Annotated in this window: 17 protein-coding genes; 9 read left to right on the top strand and 8 right to left on the bottom strand. The window is 67.6% G+C overall.

Going from position 1 to position 17,499, the window contains the following annotated elements; genetic code table 11:
- Nucleotides 1-34 precede the first annotated feature (34 nt).
- Nucleotides 35-550: a hypothetical protein gene (locus ACWGIC_RS41185; RefSeq protein ID WP_452081379.1), complete on the bottom strand. Its 516-nt coding sequence runs from the start codon at nt 548-550 to the stop codon at nt 35-37.
- A 153-nt stretch (nt 551-703) separates the two neighbouring features.
- On the opposite strand from ACWGIC_RS41185, the gene ACWGIC_RS41180 reads away from it, so the two are divergent.
- Entirely contained in the window at nt 704-1,180 is a 477-nt protein-coding gene (locus ACWGIC_RS41180) for a GtrA family protein (protein ID WP_452081378.1), read from the top strand.
- Here ACWGIC_RS41180 and ACWGIC_RS41175 read toward each other — a convergent pair.
- Nucleotides 1,170-1,724 (bottom strand): N-acetyltransferase family protein, encoded by a 555-nt coding sequence (locus tag ACWGIC_RS41175; RefSeq protein WP_452081377.1) that lies wholly within the window; start codon nt 1,722-1,724, stop codon nt 1,170-1,172. The genes ACWGIC_RS41180 and ACWGIC_RS41175 overlap by 11 nt on opposite strands.
- Before the next feature lie 50 nt (nt 1,725-1,774).
- Here ACWGIC_RS41175 and ACWGIC_RS41170 point away from each other — a divergent pair, with 50 nt between their 5' ends.
- From ACWGIC_RS41170 to ACWGIC_RS41160, 3 genes are all read left to right on the top strand, one after another.
- Nucleotides 1,775-2,989: a winged helix-turn-helix domain-containing protein gene (locus ACWGIC_RS41170; protein ID WP_452081376.1), complete on the top strand. Its 1,215-nt coding sequence runs from the start codon at nt 1,775-1,777 to the stop codon at nt 2,987-2,989.
- Between the two features lie 353 nt (nt 2,990-3,342).
- A complete protein-coding gene (locus tag ACWGIC_RS41165; RefSeq protein WP_452081375.1) occupies nt 3,343-4,518 on the top strand; it encodes a recombinase family protein in 1,176 nt (391 codons plus the stop codon).
- A gap of 64 nt (nt 4,519-4,582) precedes the next feature.
- Nucleotides 4,583-7,363, top strand: coding sequence for a hypothetical protein (locus ACWGIC_RS41160; RefSeq protein ID WP_452081374.1), 2,781 nt, complete (start codon nt 4,583-4,585; stop codon nt 7,361-7,363).
- Nucleotides 7,364-7,972: 609 nt separating this feature from the next.
- On the opposite strand, the gene ACWGIC_RS41155 is transcribed toward ACWGIC_RS41160, so the two are convergent.
- From ACWGIC_RS41155 to ACWGIC_RS41140, 4 genes are all read right to left on the bottom strand, one after another.
- On the bottom strand, nt 7,973-8,329 hold the full coding sequence (locus tag ACWGIC_RS41155) for a hypothetical protein (protein WP_452081373.1): 357 nt from the start codon (nt 8,327-8,329) through the stop codon (nt 7,973-7,975).
- A gap of 30 nt (nt 8,330-8,359) precedes the next feature.
- Nucleotides 8,360-8,668, bottom strand: a complete 309-nt coding sequence (locus tag ACWGIC_RS41150; RefSeq protein WP_452081381.1) for a WhiB family transcriptional regulator — start codon at nt 8,666-8,668, stop codon at nt 8,360-8,362.
- A 176-nt stretch (nt 8,669-8,844) separates the two neighbouring features.
- Nucleotides 8,845-9,450, bottom strand: a complete 606-nt coding sequence (locus ACWGIC_RS41145) for an RNA polymerase sigma factor (protein ID WP_452081372.1) — start codon at nt 9,448-9,450, stop codon at nt 8,845-8,847.
- A gap of 334 nt (nt 9,451-9,784) precedes the next feature.
- The gene (locus tag ACWGIC_RS41140) at nt 9,785-10,753 is read right to left on the bottom strand and encodes a hypothetical protein (protein WP_452081371.1); all 969 of its coding nucleotides are present in this window, start codon (nt 10,751-10,753) and stop codon (nt 9,785-9,787) included.
- 306 nt (nt 10,754-11,059) lie between these two features.
- Between ACWGIC_RS41140 and ACWGIC_RS41135 the strand changes: the two genes are divergently transcribed.
- The 3 genes from ACWGIC_RS41135 to ACWGIC_RS41125 all read left to right on the top strand — a co-directional run bounded on the left by ACWGIC_RS41135 (nt 11,060) and on the right by ACWGIC_RS41125 (nt 13,713).
- Nucleotides 11,060-12,010: an NB-ARC domain-containing protein gene (locus ACWGIC_RS41135; RefSeq protein WP_452081370.1), complete on the top strand. Its 951-nt coding sequence runs from the start codon at nt 11,060-11,062 to the stop codon at nt 12,008-12,010.
- On the top strand, nt 11,934-13,139 hold the full coding sequence (locus ACWGIC_RS41130) for a hypothetical protein (RefSeq protein ID WP_452081369.1): 1,206 nt from the start codon (nt 11,934-11,936) through the stop codon (nt 13,137-13,139). The genes ACWGIC_RS41135 and ACWGIC_RS41130 overlap by 77 nt, the downstream gene beginning before the upstream one ends.
- Before the next feature lie 112 nt (nt 13,140-13,251).
- On the top strand, nt 13,252-13,713 hold the full coding sequence (locus ACWGIC_RS41125) for a hypothetical protein (protein ID WP_452081368.1): 462 nt from the start codon (nt 13,252-13,254) through the stop codon (nt 13,711-13,713).
- A 764-nt stretch (nt 13,714-14,477) separates the two neighbouring features.
- Here the strand turns inward: ACWGIC_RS41125 and ACWGIC_RS41120 are convergent.
- A complete protein-coding gene (locus ACWGIC_RS41120) occupies nt 14,478-15,353 on the bottom strand; it encodes a DUF4097 family beta strand repeat-containing protein (RefSeq protein ID WP_452081380.1) in 876 nt (291 codons plus the stop codon).
- Between the two features lie 278 nt (nt 15,354-15,631).
- Nucleotides 15,632-16,159 (bottom strand): toxin-antitoxin system HicB family antitoxin, encoded by a 528-nt coding sequence (locus ACWGIC_RS41115; RefSeq protein ID WP_452081367.1) that lies wholly within the window; start codon nt 16,157-16,159, stop codon nt 15,632-15,634.
- A 101-nt stretch (nt 16,160-16,260) separates the two neighbouring features.
- Between ACWGIC_RS41115 and thyX the strand changes: the two genes are divergently transcribed.
- Nucleotides 16,261-17,001: an FAD-dependent thymidylate synthase gene (thyX, locus tag ACWGIC_RS41110; protein ID WP_452081366.1), complete on the top strand. Its 741-nt coding sequence runs from the start codon at nt 16,261-16,263 to the stop codon at nt 16,999-17,001.
- Nucleotides 17,002-17,011: 10 nt separating this feature from the next.
- Nucleotides 17,012-17,410, top strand: coding sequence for an ACT domain-containing protein (locus ACWGIC_RS41105; protein WP_452081365.1), 399 nt, complete (start codon nt 17,012-17,014; stop codon nt 17,408-17,410).
- Nucleotides 17,411-17,499 lie beyond the last annotated feature (89 nt).

The following is a 17,499-nucleotide window of genomic DNA, read 5'->3' as shown; positions in this document are numbered from 1 at the left end:
TCCCTCAGGGGTCCCCTCACGGACTTCTAGCCGGTTACTGGAGCCAGCTGGCGAACATGGCAGGCGAAGCCGCCAGCAGGCTGAACCGCACCCACCGCCCGGCCAGCCCGGCGGCGAGGAACGTCGACAGCCGCATCCGGACCATCCCGGCGAGCACGCTCGTCGCCATGAACGGCGGCAGCCCGACGAGCGAGCTGATCCCGTAGGTGCCGGTCATCCAGTGCGGATGGCGCTGGCACCGTTCGCGCAGCGCCTCGATCTTGCCGCGGATCGCCTTGGTGCGCAGCTGCCAGCGGACGCGCCGCGGGGTCAGCGGGCGTTCGCGGTGCAGCCGGTCGTGCAGGAACTTCGGGAGCCGGATCGAGCCGCGCGCGGCCAGGTAGTACAGCAGTTTCCCGGCGATCTGCCCGACCGCGACCGCGCCGCCGAGCCACAGCCAGTGCACGTTGTGCTGGCTCGCGCAGAGGCCGATGACGAAGAGCTCGGCGTTGATCAGCGGCACGATCGCCGAGCCGAAGGCGACGCCGAGGGTGATCAGCACCCATCCCATTGCGTCACCCCCCTTCGTGTCCCTGCTCACTCCAAGCTAGCAGCCATCACGAAAAGATCACGGGGGCTAACCCCACTCTTTCCCTGGGCGCCAACCCCAGAAGATCACCTGGCCGACCGGTCTCGGACACCTTCTGCTGCCAGGATCGGGCAGGTGCCTGAGGTGCCCATCGCCGACCGTTTCGCCGGACTGTGCGCCGCCGTCGTGCGCGTCCTTCCGTTCGGATTGTCCCGGATCGTCGCCCCGAGTTTCCTCGGTTTCGCGGTGATCAACGGCTTTACGTTCGGTGTCGATCTGGTGCTGCTGACGCTGTTCCACGGCGGCCTCAAGTGGCCGGTGTGGCTGTCGATCAGCCTCGCGTACGTGGTCGCGTTCGGGCTGAGCTTCGTGCTGAACCGTGCGCTGAACTTCCGCTCGCACGCGCCGGTGGGCCGTCAAGCGGTGTTGTACGTGCTGGCGATCGCGGTGAACTACGCGGCGTTCCTGCTCGGCCTGGGCGCCGGACTGACCGCGCTGGGCGTGGAATACCACCTGTCGCGGCTGATCGCCGGGGCGTGCGAGGGCGTGTTCATGTACTCGGTGATGCGCTGGGTGGTCTTCGCGAAGCGCGAAGAACCGGTCAGTGTGTGAGTTCCAGTTCCAGCGTGCCGGTGAGCCGGACTTCGCGCAGCGTGCCGCGGCCGGTGTCGAGAGTGCGGACAGTGCCGTCGGGGGACCAGCCGGCGCGGCGGTAGAACCCGAGCGTCGCGTGGTCGGACTGGGCGACCCAGGTGATGCCGCGGGTCAGCCCGTTCGCGCGCAGGTCGGCGGCGGCGGCCGCGAGCAGCCGCCCGGCATGTCCGCGGCGGCCCCAGCGCGGCTCGACCACCAGCGACGCGATCAGCCCGGGAGCGTCCTCGGGCGGTGACCCGTCGGCCGCGGCGGCTTCGTCCTGCGGGGCTGGTCCGGCGACGCAGTAGCCGACCGTGAACGAGCCTTCGGTGGCCAGGTAGACGCGGGAATCGGGGTACTCGATCGTCTCCGCCCAGGTGCCTTCGAGGTCGGCCTTGTCGAGGTCGTCGATGGCCTCGGCGCCCAGGAGACCGGCATAGGCCGCCCGCCAGGTAAGCCGCTGGATGCGGGCGATCTCCGCGGCGTCGGACGGATTCGCGGGACGGACTTCGGCGGCACTCACGCGGGCAATGTACCGAAACTGTCGGGGGTGGCTGGCACCATGGCGGAATCATGCAGACGATCAGCCTTTCCGCCGCCCGCCGCACCGCTCTGGCCGCGCAGGGGTTCGCCGACCCCCGGCCCGCTTCGCCCCCGACCCGGCGGCACCTCGCCACGGTGCTGTCCCGGGTCCAGTTGCTGCAGCTGGATTCGGTCAACGTCGCGGTGCGGGCGCACTACATGCCGCTGTTCTCGCGTCTCGGCGCGTACGACCCGGCGCTGGTCGACGACGCCGCGTGGAGCCACCGCCCGCGGCGGCCGCGGCTGCTGGTCGAGTCGTGGGCGCACGAGGCCAGCCTGCTGCCGATCGAAGACTGGCCGCTGCTGCGGTCCGGCGCGAAACGGGACGGCTGGTGGCGGAATTACCTCCGGGTGCTCGACACGACGCCCGGCCTGCTCGACGACGTGCTGGCGGTCGTGAAGGAACAGGGCCCGATCGGCGCCGGGGCGATCGAAAAGGCGCTGGAAACCGACGCCGGCCGCCGGGGTCCGGGGGCGTGGTGGGAACGCTCGGTGGTGAAGAAGGCGTGCGAGTACCTGTTCGGGGTCGGCCAGCTGAGCACCGGCACCCGGCGGTCCTTCGAGCGGTTGTACGACCTGACCGAGCGCGTGGTGCCGCCGGAAATCTTGTCCCGCAAGGTTTCCGCGGAGGAAGGCGCCCGCGGCTTGATCGACCGCTCGGCGCGGGCTCTGGGCGTGGCAACGGAAACCGACCTGCGCGACTACTACCGCCTGGGCCCGGACGTTTCGAGGCAAGCCGTTCAGGAGCTGGTCGAGGAAGGCGTCCTGGAGCCAGTCCAGGTCGCCGACTGGCGCGCGGTCGCGTACCGGCACGCCGAAGCGCGCACGCCGCGGGCGGTGTCCGGGCGGGCTCTGCTGTGTCCGTTCGATCCGCTGGTCTGGGAGCGCGCCCGGACGGAGCGGTTGTTCGGATTCCGGTACCGCATCGAGATTTACGTCCCGGAACCCAAGCGGGTGCACGGGTATTACGTGTTCCCGTTCCTGCTGGACGGGACGCTGTCGGCACGGGTGGACCTGAAATCCGACCGGGCGGCCGGGGTGCTGCGGGTGCAGGGTGCGTTCGCCGAGCCCGGGGTCGAGCAGGCGCGGGTGGCGGCGGAGCTGGCCGCGGAACTGCGGACGATGGCGGAGTGGCAGGGCCTGGACGGCGTGGTGGTGGGGGAGCGGGGTGATCTGGCCCGGGCGTTGCGGCGTGCGATGAAGTGAGCTGGGGCTCGTGCGAGGCGGCGGAGGTGGGGACCGGTGCCGCCGCTCACGACGCGCGCTGTGGCCTGTCCTGACCGGGATGGTGGCGTCGGTGGTGCGGGAGTCTCGTGAGTGCCTATGCCGGTTCTAGCGGACTCTCATTTGGCGACCTACCGTGGTGGTATGGGTCACGGTTACGAGGTTACTGCTGGTTGGGGCGGTCGCCAGCCGATCTTGGACTCGTATGCGCGGTTGTCCAGGAATCAGGCCGGGAAGCTGGAGAAGTGCGAGACCCAGCACGCTGACAACCGCGAGACGATCGCGCGGTTGGGCGGGGTGCTGGGCGAGGAGATTTCCGACCCGAAGCTGTCCGCGTGGAATCCGAAGGTCCGCCGCAGGGGTGGGAACGGATCATCAAGCGGATCGCGTCGCGGGCGTCCGATGGCGTGGTGTTGTGGAACACCGACCGGGGTTGGCGCCTGTCCTCGGATCTTGAGGATTTGTTCAAGCTGGTCGAGGGCTTCGACTCGGTCACGGTGGGGTCCTCGCACGGTCGTTATGACCTGTCTGATTACAACGACCGGTACCAGTTGCGGCAGGAGGTCGCGCACAACCAGCGCAACTCAGACGAAGCGTCTCAGCGGATTTCCCGCCGGTTCGACACGCTGCGCCGCCGGGGCGTCCCGCACTTGCAGGGCCGGTCGTTCGGGTTCCCCGGGCTGGACCGGACGGTGCCGAAAGAAGACGCGCTGGACGAGGACGGCAACGACACCCGCGAGCCGGTTCCGGCGGAACTGGTGGAGCGGGAGCGTGCCGCGTTGCGGTCCGGGACGCGCGCGCTCCTGGCCAAGGTGACGCAGGAAGCGGTGACCGAGGAATGGAACGCGGCCGGGCTGCGCACGGTCACCGGAGGGGTGTTCAGCCCGGTACAGGTCCGCGACGTGCTGCTGCGGCCGCGCAACGCGGGCCTGATCGAGCACGACGGGGAAATCGTCGGACACATGCCGGGCGAGCCGATCGTGGACCCTCACGATTTCAAGCGGCTGCGGGCGTTGTTCGCCGGGCGCACCCGGGGACGGCAACCGGGCAACACCTACATGGGGTCCGGGATTGCGACCTGCCCGAAGTGCCGCAAGAAGCTGTCCGCCCGCCCGCACGTCGGCGAATACCCGGACGGACAGCGGCGGCGCCAATACCATTGCCCGAAAGCGCGCGGGGGCTGCGGCAAGGTCGCGGCGGACATGCGGGCGGTGGACCGGGAAATCCGCGCCCTGGTGATCGCGCGCTTGTCGGACAAGAACCACGCGGCGGCGATCAAGGCCGCGCGGGCGCTGGTCTCCGATCGGCTGGCCGCCGTCGAGGCGGAGATCACCGAGTGCGAGGAACGGCAGGAAGCGATCGCGGCGAAATGGGGCGCGCGGCAGATGTCGGACAAGGCGTACGACAAGGCGAACGAGCCCCTGCTCCAGGATCTCGCGCGCCTGACACCACTGCACTATTCGGCGAGGTACCGCTGTTCACTAAAATCGCCCACTGGCACATCACCATAATGCGCATTCCGTAGACGACCGCGCCAAAGATAGAGGAAAGCGTCTTCAAGCCGAAACCAGAAGCGTGACAGCACTGGCGAATTCGAATGTTTCTGGTCGCCGCGGAGTGCACCTGATGCGTGCAGACATTTGGGTGGAAGGCGTTCGTCGGCGGCGTGGCTGTCTGAGGCCAGGGCGAGGCGGGGGATGTACTCCATGGCGTCACGCCAGGGGAAGGGCGAGCCGGGAGGGGATCATGCACGACAGCACGGGGTTCGCCGAGCGAAGTTCGTTTCGGCGCGATTCCGAGTCGATCATCGGCGAGGTCCTGTGGTCCAGCGATCTGCGCGACGTGTTCCGGGAGCGCCGCTGGGGGACGGCGATGATCAACCAGTTGCAGGACAATCTCATGCGCGACGAGGATTTCCTCCGCCGCATGCGGTCTGTGCACGCATCGGTGGCGGACCGCGCTACCCAGTTGGACGAGCACTTCAACGAGAAGCCGCGAGTCGCGATCACCGACCTGTCGACGCTGCGGAAGCCGCAAGTGCGGACGCTGTTCCTGATGCTGGGAACGATACTGGCACCCGCGATCGTTGTCCCGCTGCTGCTCCCCGTCTGGTCGGTGTTCCAAGCAGCGGCAGCGATCGCGATCGGCTACGGGGTGTACCGCTTTCCGTGGGTCGACAGCACCGTGGCCGACGCTCTTCCGCCGGCATGGCAGACGCGCAGAATGTGGGGACGGCGTCGATTCCGGCTGCGCCTCGGGGTCACTCGTTTGCGTTGGGATTGGAAAACCTCGGTGCGCAACGACGTGGTGCTGCCGGAGATCCTGGCCCGCATCAACCAAGGCGCACACCGGACGTTCAGCCACGACCTTCGCATTCATGACCCGTTCCTGGCCTGGAGGTACCCCGCTTCGGTGCTGATCCCGACCGACGCTGTGCGACGGTTGGGCAGAGAGCTGTCGCAGACCGCGACCGGCGCGATCGCCCTTGCCGGACGGCGGGGCGTGGGGAAGACGACGTTGCTGCGGGCACTGGCCGACGGAGTGCTGCCCCAGGCGGACCTGGAGGGACGGCTGACTGTCGTCGTGCCAGCACCGGCGCGTTACCAGTTGCGGGAGTTTGTGCTGCACTTGCACGCGACGGTCTGCCGGGCAGTGCTAGAAGCCATGGGCAACCCTCGTGTTGCGCATGGCTCAGCGGTAATGGACCGCTGGGAGCACCATCAGCGCGCGGCTGACCGGCGTGCGGCGTGGCTGAGGGCGGCCAAGTACTTCGTACGCGCGACCGCGTGGCTGGCTGCCGGGCTGAGCCTGGCCGCGATCTTCTGGCGGCGACAACACGACTTCGCAGGCCTTCCCGCCCTCTTTGTTGCGCAATACCAGCAGCTTACGAGCCTGTCGGGGGAACAGGCCGAGCACGGCCTCGGCGCGTTGGCGCCCGCGTTGCTGCGGCTGATCACGGTCACCGCGTGCATCTTGCTGTCTGCTCGGTCGCTGCTGAAACTGGTGACGCTTCCGTTGCGGCGTCTGCCTGAACGCACTGCACGACAGCTCGGGGAACGAGTCCAGGCCTGGGGCGGCTGGTGGCAGTACTCGACTATTCGCGCCGGCCTCGTGAGCGTGATCGCTCGGATATCGCCGGCGCTGCCGCAGCAGCTGCGGCCGAAGGTGCTGCCGACCGCCCGGCGAAGCGAGCGAGCGAGGCGCACCTTGACCGGCATCGAGCGCGGCCGTCGGCTGCATCAGCTGAGCGAGCCGATGCGGGTGCTGGCGGCGCTGGCGACGGAACAGCTGCGCCGGATCCGGTTCCTGCAGACCCACACCAGCGGCTGGTCCGGCAAGGTCGACGGCCCGCGCGGGATGGGCATGACGGTCACCCGGTCCATCGCACACGCCGAACAGCCCCTGACGCAACCCGAGGTCGTGGACCAGCTCCGCGGGTTTCTCCAGCGCGCCGCCACCACGCTGATCCGGGCGGGCGAGATCACTGGCATCGCCATCGCCATCGACGAGCTGGACAAGTTCGCCGACCCCGCACAGGCGCACGAATTCGTCAACGAAATCAAAACTGTCTTCGGAGTGACCAACTGCGTGTTCCTGGTATCGGTGTCCGACGACGCACTCGCATCCTTCGAACTGCGCGGCATACCAGTCCGGGATGCCCTGGACAGTGCGTTCACCGCGATGATCACCGTCGACCCGTTCACCCTTGCCGAGGCCCACGACTGGCTCGACCATCGCCTCATCGGCCTGCCCAGCCCTTACGCCTGCCTGTGCTACGTCCTGTCCGCAGGGATCCCGCGAGAGCTGGAACGAGTTGCGGCCACACTGCGGGATCTCGACCGGGATGACCCACTCGACGGATATCTTGTGTTCGGCCACCGGTTGAGTCCGCCTCTGCGGTTGGCACACGTCACCAGCGAGATCGTCGCCACCGACGTCGCGGCGAAACTGCGGGCGTTCACCTTCACCGTGCACCAGCAGCCACCCGGCGAATCGGCATCGGACATCATCGTCACCCTCAACACGGTCGGCGAACTCGTTCGCCCAAGCCAGCACGATCTTGTTCCCAGGCTGGACCTATTGGCCGGAGCGCTGCGCAAACATGCCGAGGCGGACGACGGCGCCGCCCTGATCCGGATCTGCCGCGAAGCAGCAGGATTCTGCCATCTGTGTGCGGCCGTGCTGGAGATCTTCGACGACGGCCTGGATGAAGGCACACTTCACGCACTGACCGCCGAGGCTCTGCCAAGGCTTGCTGAAGCCCGTCGAGCGCTGGCAGTCGAACCGTTATTGACCTGGTCCGTGGTCAGCGACATCCGTCGGCTGAGGGCACAGTTGCGTGCCAATGAGAATTGACCTGACACTGGCGGCCGAGGCCTGGCAGTACCGGACTCCTGACTCGCCTCAGCACGACCTTTTCTGTGCGCACAAGAGATGCTATTATTGCCCCATTCTAAGGGGCGCAGCCGCAAGAATTTCCAAAGGGTGCAGAGGGAAACTTTTCCGTGCGGGAATTAGTTCGATAGAGCGGGATCGAGCGGAGCGCCTGACAAGTAAATTACCCCAGCACTGCGATCTTGCAGGATCGCTGGCACGTCATCCGCGTCGTCATCCTGGACGTCGAAGACCCGTCGCCTTAAGGATGACCCCCTACTGCTCCCCTCGCACCAACGGAAGCCCCAGCTAAGTCAGCCTTGCCGCACGCCGTCGGCCGGCCAGACTGGTCACGATAACCACCCTGTGCGCACCTCCTTCCTTGAATTCTGCGCACCTCGATTAAGCATTTATATCTGGTTTGCGTCAATTCTCCTGAAGCAAACAGACTCCGTCGAAAACTAGAAACGGGAAAAGGTCATCGTCTGGAACCCTAGACAGCGGCCGCCCTGGGATTTCCGGCGGTGACTCCGCTCCGGGCACCGACAGGACAGCCTGACGTCGTCGCTGAAACGCGGTGGCACTCGGTCTTCATTCTCGGTGCCGCGCGCTGGGGACGAGTTGGCCGAGCACGGCGAGTGCGGCACCGCCTAGAGCTGCGGGGACGCCGACGGACACGGCGAGGTTTTGGCCCAGGGCGACCAAGCTGACCACCAGGCCCGCGAACACGCCGAAGATGACCAGGAATAGCGCGAGACGATGCCAGGCGGATGGTGTGTCCGTCACCCGGACAGCCTCGTTGTTGTCGCTCACCGCTGGAGAGGTGCGCTGAGGATACGGTGCGGGCCGCGGGCTGGTGGTCGTCGCGTCAGTCGGCGTGCAAGTGGCGTCGCCATCCGCCGGATGCCGCCCAGCCGGATTGGCCGGGCGGCGGAAGACGTCAGACATGAACTGCCTTCTCCAGGTCATGTGCCGGGGTCATCCGAAGAGGATGTCTGCCCAGGCATCGTTGGGCTCCGATTCACGCCGGGCCTGCAAGAGCAGTTCGCTCCAGGATTCGACATCCGGGCGGCGGCGCAGCAGCGCCCGACGTTCGCGCTCTGTCATTCCTCCCCACACGCCGTACCCGATTCGGTTGTCCAGTGCCTCGATGAGGCACTCTGCGCGAACCGGGCATCCAAAACACACCGCCTTGGCCTTGCGTTGCTGCGCGCCCCGGACCAGCATTTGCCCGGGTTCGGTGTCTCGGCAGGCGGCCTGCTCCCACCACTCGTCCCGTTGCCCGATCGGCTGCACGTCGGCCTGCGTGACGTACGGCTGCCTGGAGGGATGCGGATGGGCGACCTCGTACGCTTCCGCGGAGACGATGCGGTCTTCCAGGTGCTGCCGGGCACCGGCGAGGTCGTAGTCGCGGTACTCGGCGTGCAGGGCGTCCGTCGCCTGGCGGAGTTCGTCGTCGAGGCTCATGAGCGCCCCTCCTTCCCTTCTAGGGCGGCAAGGGATTGTCGGGCGTGGTTCAGGTGTGACCTGACGGTCGACTCGCCGATGCCGAGGTATTGGGCGATGGTGCGGGTGTCCTGATCGAGCAAAGCGCTCAGCCGAAGGCAGTCCGCCTGCCGTGCCGGGAGACGTTCCAGCGCCCGTTCGAAGTCCAGGAGGGTGCACAGCATGGAGAACTGGTCGTCCGGCCGAGCGTTGCTCAGCTGGTCGTCGTCAGTCAGCCCGGCGGGGTGGGGCCGCCGGTCCTTTTGCCGGCAGAAGTCCGCGATGGCGTCGCGCAGCACCTTGAACGCGAATGCCTCGGGCCTGTCGCTGGCCATCAGCTTGTCCCTGGCCCGGTAGAGCAGGACGAACGCATCGCTGACCGCGTCCTCGGCGTCGTGCCATGACAGCCCGCGAAACCGTGCATACTTCACAAAGTTCAGCCGATGGGCATCATGGAACGCGATGAAATCCTGCGGAAACAAGCTCGGCGATGACCGGGCTCCGAAGACCGGGCAGGATCCCGGAGCGAGCCCGCGCTCCGCGCAGACGCAGGTCGTCCTCGGGCAGTCGCGGGTGACCGTCACGGGCACCTCGCCGAAGGGGCGTGTGAATGGTCGGTTCCCCTCATCATCGTCTCCTCGATCGCCATCGGTATCACCTTGATGCCGTTGCGGAGGCCAGAATCGTCCAAGAGCCAATCAGCCAAAATCTCACGACTCGCGCCGGGGCGCGACACCGTGCTGTCGGCCCGGATACGTCGAGCGACCGTTTTGGCAGGTCAACGCCCGTTGTCCTCGCGGTCGCGAACGCTGACCGTTTGCTCACGTCGGACTGTCGCCTCGCTGGCCCTCCTCAGCCTTGAGGAGCCCGGCGAGGCGATCGCCCTCCACCGTTAGGCACACCTGAATCGCCGACAGGTCAGGTGCGAGCAGCGGCTTCGGCCGGGCGGTGTCGGCTTGGCGTCGTGCGCGGAGCGAACGGACGGACGCGGTCGTACGGCGCGGTGTAGTTGCTGATCTCCAAGGATGCTGTGCCGCGCTCGACTCGTACGAGGCCGTCCTGCCGGGCCTCGATTCGAGCCCCGTCGATTCCGATGCGGGCATCGGTCAGGGCGGCGGCGATGTCGTCGGCGGAGATCGGGCCGTTGTAGTGCAGAATCCAGTCGGTACCTGAGCCCCACAGATAACGGCGGTACGTGACTGCCTTTGGGCGGCCGCGGAGCAGAGGATCCCAGTCCAGCTCGCCCAATGCCCACCGGCCGCCGGGGTCCTTGCAACTCAGTCGGACGACCAGGCCGGCGAGCAACGTCTCCAGGTCATCGTGCATCGCCGGGATCTGCGCCAGGACATGCGCCTCGTTCTCGGTCAATCCCGGGGCCGGGGCGACTGGATCCCAGGAATCCGGCCAATCGGGTTCGGGACTGAAGCAGTACTCCTCCGGGGTCGGCCCGGCGTACTGCAGTCGGAACGTGCCTCCCGTTCCAACATGCAGGAACCGGTACCAGCGGCCCTCGGGGTCGGCGTCGAGACATCGCAGGCCGGGGATGCCGTGCACGGTCGAGGCCACATCCCTCGGCAGAACCTTCTGGATGAGGTGGTGCGGGATGTCCGAGAGGACGACCAATTCGTCGGGCCTGGCGGAAATGTGGATCATCTGGCGCAGGACGCTACTGGCAATGCAGCGGGCAACCGCATCTTGGCCCAGGTTGTTGTCGGTGTGCTCGTTAAGCATCAGAACGGCTAGAACGGCGCGAAATCGCCGCTGTTCGAGACTGCACTCGTCAAGGCCATGCGAGCGGCCTCGGACGCCTGGAGCGGCCTGTTCGGTGGTTTCCCCGGTGTATTTGCGCCGTTGGGCGATCATGCGGCGGCGAACGGAATGCGGCACAGGTGTCTCCTCATGACTTCCCGGACAGTCAGAGAGCACCACGCACTCGGCGAGGACAAATACGGCGTTTCACGAGGTGGGCGCCCAACACCCTCTCGCTGCGAACCTCGACCCTCCGGGTGGCCTGGTCCCAGCCTCAGCGCCTCGCGTTCCGAGTTGGGGCAAGAGTACCGCCTGCGTACCGGTAGGCGGCGTCGCCCTTGCCAACTCGCGCGGACTGCAGCTTAGGCTGGCGGACCGTGATCGGTGTCATTCAGGTAGCGCTCGGCGTTACCTGCCGTATTCTCGCGTCGATCTTGAGAGAAGATGCTGGGGCTGCGCTACGCTACGTGGTCGGCTGTGCTCAGTGACGTATTACGCCATTCGGGGGTGTTCGTGAGTGTCGACTTTTGGCCACGCCGGACGGTTCCGTTCTTCAATCGCGACAGGCCGCGTAAGGATATCTACGAGACCCTGGCTGCACGGCGCGCCGAGCGACGTGTGGGGTTGGTCTATGTCCATGCCCCGGAAGGCCTGGGACGTTCGAGCCTGATTGCCGAAGTATTCCACCAGAATCGTGAACTGTTCGGCCGCGATTACATCGAAGTTGCCGCGCGCCAGGCCAACGACCTGCCAACGCCAACGGGTGAGATGGCGGGGCAGGCGCTGCGCGGCCTAGGAATGGCTGACGCCGAACTGCCTGCTTCGGAAAAAGCCCGCATCGAGGCCTTCCAGCTGTTGTCGGCCGGGCGGCGGTTCTTGCTAGTGATCAAGGACCTGGTCACAGCCGACCAGGTCGAACCATTGATCCCCGGCAGAGCACCCGAGGCCGCCGTCCTGGTGACTACCCGCAGGCTTCTGCGGGACCTGTACCTGTTGGATTTCGTGGACATCCAGCTGGACAAGCTGCCCCCACAGGATTCACGCAAGTTGCTCGTCTCCGCGTTGGGGTCCACGGCGGACACGCTCGATGCCGCGACGATCACCGAATTGGCCGACCTGTGCGACGGATACCCGCTCCTGATCCGGCTTGTCGCCGCGCAGCTCAAGGGCCGTGCGCGCGCGGCACGACGATTCCTCTCCGCACTGCGTGATTCGGCAGCGACGTTGCTGCAGATGGAACTGTCGCAACGGCTGGTGACCTTTCTGAGCACGGCCTACGACAGCCAACCTGCAGAAGCAGCAGCAAGCCTATCGACGAGTGTCGTTGATACCCGGCCCGAGCTTCACCGCCCCCGCGGCGGCGGCCGCGCTGGACACCGATGTCGACGAGGCTGAAGAACTCCTCGACGAGCTGGTAGACGCCAACCTGCTCTTGGTCGAGGGAGACCGGTTCTCTTTCCACAGCGTCATCCGCGCGGACGCGCGCCAGCGAGCGCGCGATAAAGACGGTGACGCGGAGTGCTCCGTCGTCGTCAGCAGGCTGGTGACGTGGTTTCTGCGGGAGGCAGTGCCGCGTGACGCAGCGCTGTCCGATCGCTGGCGGGTCGGCCCCGTATTCGCCGAGTACGTGCGTTCCGAACAGGCTCCGCCCGCTCGCGATGACGCGATTGCCTGGTTCGAGGCCGAGTGGCAGGCCGTCACGGCGTGCGTCGACTTGGCCCACGGTGTCGGCCTCTACCAGGTCAGCTGGCAACTTTGCATCGCCGTCTTCAAGTTCTTGCACCAACACGGACACACCGATGCTTGGCTTGACAGCCACAGCGTGGGCTTGAAATCCGCTGAAGCGTGCGGGGACATCGAAGCGATCATGCAGGTCGCCAATCAACGCGGTGCCGCCTGGCTCGCCGTCGGCGATCTGGCCGCAGCGCGGAAAGACTTCGAAACCTCGCTGGCCGCGGCGATCCGTGCCGGGCACGTCCTCGGAGTGGAGAGCGCCCACGAATGGCTGGGCAAAATCGCTGCTGCCGAGGGCGATTTTGACGGTGCGTTCGCTCGTTACCGCCGGGCTGAAGACGTGATCCATCAGGCGGGCGCGGCGATCCCGGCGGATCAGAAGCCTCGGATGCTTGGCCTGCTCGGACTGCAACGCGCCCGAGCCCACGAGCACTGCGCGGCATGGCCCGCAGCCCTCGAAGCGGTAGACCGGGCTCTGCGGTATTTCGACGAGCACAGCAACGAGCGGGAGAACCGCGCGAAATGCTTGATCGTATACGCCGCGGCCGTTCACGGAGCGGGTGACAATGCTCGTGCTGTCGTCGCATACCGAGAAGCATCCACACTGTTCGGAGCCGACAATCTTCGCCGGCTTCAGGCTGACGCACTGCATCGGCTGGGCGAGGTGCTCGCCGAAGACGACCGAACAGCAGCAACTGACGCCCTCCGTCGTGCGCGCGACCTCTACCTCGCCCTTGGCGATCCCGCTGCGGACGCCGTACGGTCCCGACTGGTCGAGGTCGAGCAGTGAACAAACTGTGCGACGACGCGATCGACGAGGTCGCTGGGCTAGCGCCGGGATGGGCAGCCACGCGCTCTGTGCGGTGCCGATCGTACGGCGCACCAGCGGATGGATTCGGACAATGACCCCGACCTGGCTCACCATCTCGCTCGCCGTGCTGACGCTCCTAGGAACGCTCAGCGGAGCACTCGGCGCACAGTTGATCGCATCCAAGCGAGCGCGCGATCTGGCGAAGGGAGAGCAGGCCGCTCGACGCGAGGAACAAACCTATCAGGACCGGCGGGAGGTCTACACGAAACTTCTGGTGGCATGCGGCCTGATTCGCCCCGCTGCCCTTGCGGCTGGAGGCCCCGCGGACGCCGAGGCAGTGCTTTCCGGGCTCCGCGACGCCGGGATCACGGTCGAACTGACCTCACCCGAACTCACCGACGCTATCGAGAGTCTGCTGGCTTCAGCCGAGCGTACGGCTTCACTGGCTTCGCGCGAAGGACCATCCAGGCCGGCGACCGTCGAGGCACATACCGAGTACCAGACAGCGGTCAGTGATCTCCGAACCAGGATGCTTGACCACCTCAACAGGTAGATCGAACCTCAGCGGCCTGCGCGAAGTTGCGATGTGCGCAGGTCACAAGTAGGTAACCAATTGCGGTTCGGTTCTAACCGGCGCGAACACTCACGACGCCTGCGCTGAGATCCTTGCCGCCGGGGCTGTGCGTTGGCGTGCGAAGGAATCCTTGCCGTGGGGGCGGTGCGGCAGGTGGGCGGAAGCCTTTGCCGCGAGCGCTGTGCGGCGGCGCGTGGAGGAACTCTCGCCGTGGGGGCGGGCGGAAGTTTCCGCCGTGCGGGCTGCGGACGGAGCGGGCGGAAGCCTTTGCCGTCACGGCGGTCCGTTCGGTGCGCGGGAGTTCCTTGCGGCGATGGCGGCCTTGGCGTGGTGAGAAAACCCTGCCGTGAGCGGACGGGGGTCTTTGCCGTCGTGGCTGCGCTGCGGCGTGCGGAATCCCCGCCGCGGCCTGGCTTGGCCCGCGGGAAATCCTCCCCGCGGCGGCCGTGGCTTGGCGTGCAGAGAAACCTTCGCCGTGAGCGGAGGAGGTCCTCGCCGTCGTGACTGCGCCACAGCGCGCGGAATCCTCGCCGCAGCAAGGCTCGGCGCGCAGGAAATCCTCACCACCGCAGCATGCCTTGGCGCACCAGGAATCCCCGTGCACAGCACGAAGCGGCGGGCCGTCCGGGATGCCTCCGGTGCGGCCCGCCGCCTCCCCCTTGCATCCGTCCGCTCGGCGCACCCGGGGAGCGGAGCAGCGGGTGTGCCTGCCAGAGCGGACGGGATGTTCTTCGCGCGAACCGTCAGCCGGCCGCGCGGGTCACCACCGCGTTGCCGGTTCCGGTCCGTGCGCGGACTTTCAGCGCGACCTCGCCCTCCGGCGGCGTGTCCGACACGTCCAGCTCGCTCGAAACCCGCCCGGCCGCCGACGCCAGTTCCACTTCCGCCCGGACTCCGCCCCGGATGCCGACTCGCACCTCGCCCGAGCCGGTGATCAGTTCGAGCGATCCGGACGCCGCGTCGGCCACCGACAGGTCGCCGCTGCCGGTGCGGGCCATCACGTCGCCCTCGACCGCGCCCAGCCAGACGTTGCCGGTGCCGGTGCCGAGCGTCGCCGGTCCGGCGATCGACGCCGCTTCGACCGAGCCGCTGCCGCTCCGCAGTTGCAGTCCGGCAAGAGTCGGGCCGAGTTTCACGGCTCCGGTGCCGGTCCGGATGGTGGCCGCGCCGTCCGCGCGTTCCAGCGACACCTCGCCGGAGCCGGTGAGGATGTCCGCGCGGCCCGCGGCACCGGTCACCGTGACGTCCGCCGATCCCGCACGCACTTCGAGGTGCGAGCCAGCCGGCGCGTGGACTGTCACCGCCACCGGAACGTTCCGCAGCTGCCACGCCTTGGCCGCCCGCACGACGACCCGGTTGCCGGTCTTCTCGATCCGCGCCTGGCGCACCGCGTCGGCGACCGAGAATTCCGGCATGCCGCCGAACTGGTCCCCGAACTTCTCGCCGACCCACGACAGCAGGCTGCTGACCCCGTTCACCCACGACGGCTGCTCGCCCGCGTCGTGCTGCAGCCGCACGGTCACCCCGGACTCCCGCCCGAGCACGACCTCGACCCGCCCGATCGTGACGCCCAGGTCCAGTTCGACCGGACCGTCCGCCTCGAAGTCCTGAAGCCGCACGTACGGACCCGGTTCCGCGGTGTCCGATCCGGAGCCCGCCGCAGTGTCCGAAGTGGACTCAGCGCTGGCAGCGGTGCCGGTCTCGTCCGGCGCGGCCGATGTCTTCGAAGCGGTATCTTCGCCCGCGGCGGTCTCGCTTGCCGCAGCGTCGGCAGCAGCACTGCCGGACGCAGCCCCCGAGGATGTCTCGGCCGTGTTTCCGAAACCAGGCTCCCCAGCCCGGTCTTCGGTGTTCTTCCCCTGGTCTTCCCGGTTCTCGCCCATGGTGATGCCCCCTTCTAGCCTTCGACCCAGCCGTGCAGCTTGGTCTCGGTGCGGCCCCCGCCGCTGCCGCTGTCCTGCCAGCGCTGGTGCCGTTGCTGGTGCTGCTGCGCCTGGCCGAGCGCCCCCTGCACGGCCTGCGCCACGAACGTGTTCAGCGAAACCCCCTGTGCGGCCGCCGCCTGTTCGGCCTGGCCCTTGATCTGCTCGACCAGCCGCAGGGTGATCCGCGAGATGTCCCCGCCGTCGATCGGAGGCGCGGGGGGCGGCGGTGGCGGCGGAGGCGCGGATGAAGAACGGTCCTCGCCGCCGGTGACGACCACGCGCACGTCGCGGCCGTCCAGCCGGACGTCCACGACCTGGCCGGGCAGCGCGGCGGTCACCTCGGCCGCCAGGTCGGCCAGCGCGTTCATCAGCGTCAGCCGGACAGCCGGCTCCAGAGCAGACGACAGCAGTGCGGCCGCCCGCCGGGTCTGCTCGTCCCCGGCGGAAGCCGTGTTCGCGAGGTCTTCGCGAAGGTTCGCGATGTACGGCGTCAAATCCATGACACCACTATGGCGTCACCAATGACGTCACGTCAAGGCGCGGTGATGTCACCCGTGCTGTCGGGTTAGGCTGGCGGGGCCGACAGAGGGGAGCGAGACCGGTGCCGCCCAAGGTGCAGCTCATCGCGAAAACCGAGTTCTTCCCGCCCGAGGACGTGCCCTGGTCCACTGACGCGGACGGAGGCGAGGCGCTCGCCGAGTTCGCCGGGCGCGCCTGCTACCAATCCTGGGAGAAGCCGAACCCCGCGACCGCGACCAACGCCGGCTACCTCGAGCACGTCATCGACGTCGGCCACCTGGCCGTGCTGGAGCACGGGACGGTCACCTTCTACTTCTCCGGGATCTCCCGTTCCCTCACCCACGAGCTGATCCGGCACCGGCATTTCTCCTACTCCCAGCTGTCGCGGCGCTACGTTCCCGAGTACGACGCCGAGTTCGTCGAGCCGGACGTGATCGCCGAAGACCCGGTGCTGCACGAGAAATTCGTCAAGGCGACGCAAGCCAGCGCCGCCGCGTACGACGAGCTGCTCGCCGGGCTGGAGGAGAAGTTCGCCGACACGCCGAGCGCCACCCTGCGCCGCAAGCAGGCGCGCCAGGCGGCCCGCGCGGTGTTGCCGAACGCGACCGAAACCCGCATCGTCGTCACCGGCAACTACCGTGCCTGGCGGCATTTCGTCGCGATGCGCGCTACCGAACACGCGGACGTCGAGATCCGTTCGCTGGCCGTCGAATGCCTGCGGCAGCTGCACAAGGCAGCGGCCAACGTGTTCGCCGACTTCACGATTTCGACCCTGCCCGACGGCACCGAGATCGCCTCGAGCCCGAAAGTGCTGGAAGGCTGACAACGCACTGATGAAACACCTGACGATCGACCTCCGCCCCGGCCCGTATTCGGTGGTGCGGCTCCCCGCCGACGCCGCCGTTCCCGCCGAGCTGCTGGAGCCCGGCGAGCCCGCGCTCGTCTCGGTCACCCGCACGCCCGACGAGCTTTCGGTGATCTGCCCGACCGGCCGCGAGCCCGAGGGCGGCACCGTCGAGGAGGGCTGGCGGCTGTTCACCGTGCGCGGGCCGCTGGAATTCACGCTCACCGGCATCATTTCCGCGCTCGCGTCGGAGCTGGCGGCGGCCGGCGTCGCGCTGTTCTCGCTGTCCACCTTCGACACCGACCACATCCTGGTCCGCTCGGACGACCTCGGCCGGGCCGTGGCGGCCTTCCGCGAAGCCGGGCACGAGGTGCTCCTGCCCGCCTGACCAAAGTCCGTGAAGGGCTCCTTGAGGGAATCAGATTCCCTCAAGGAGCCCTTCACGGACAGTCGGCGAGGCGTGGCGCAGCACACCCT

Source organism: Amycolatopsis sp. NPDC054798, from assembly GCF_053611505.1.
The sequence above is the reverse complement of the archived record's forward strand: the minus strand, read 5'-3'. Positions and strand labels throughout refer to the sequence as shown.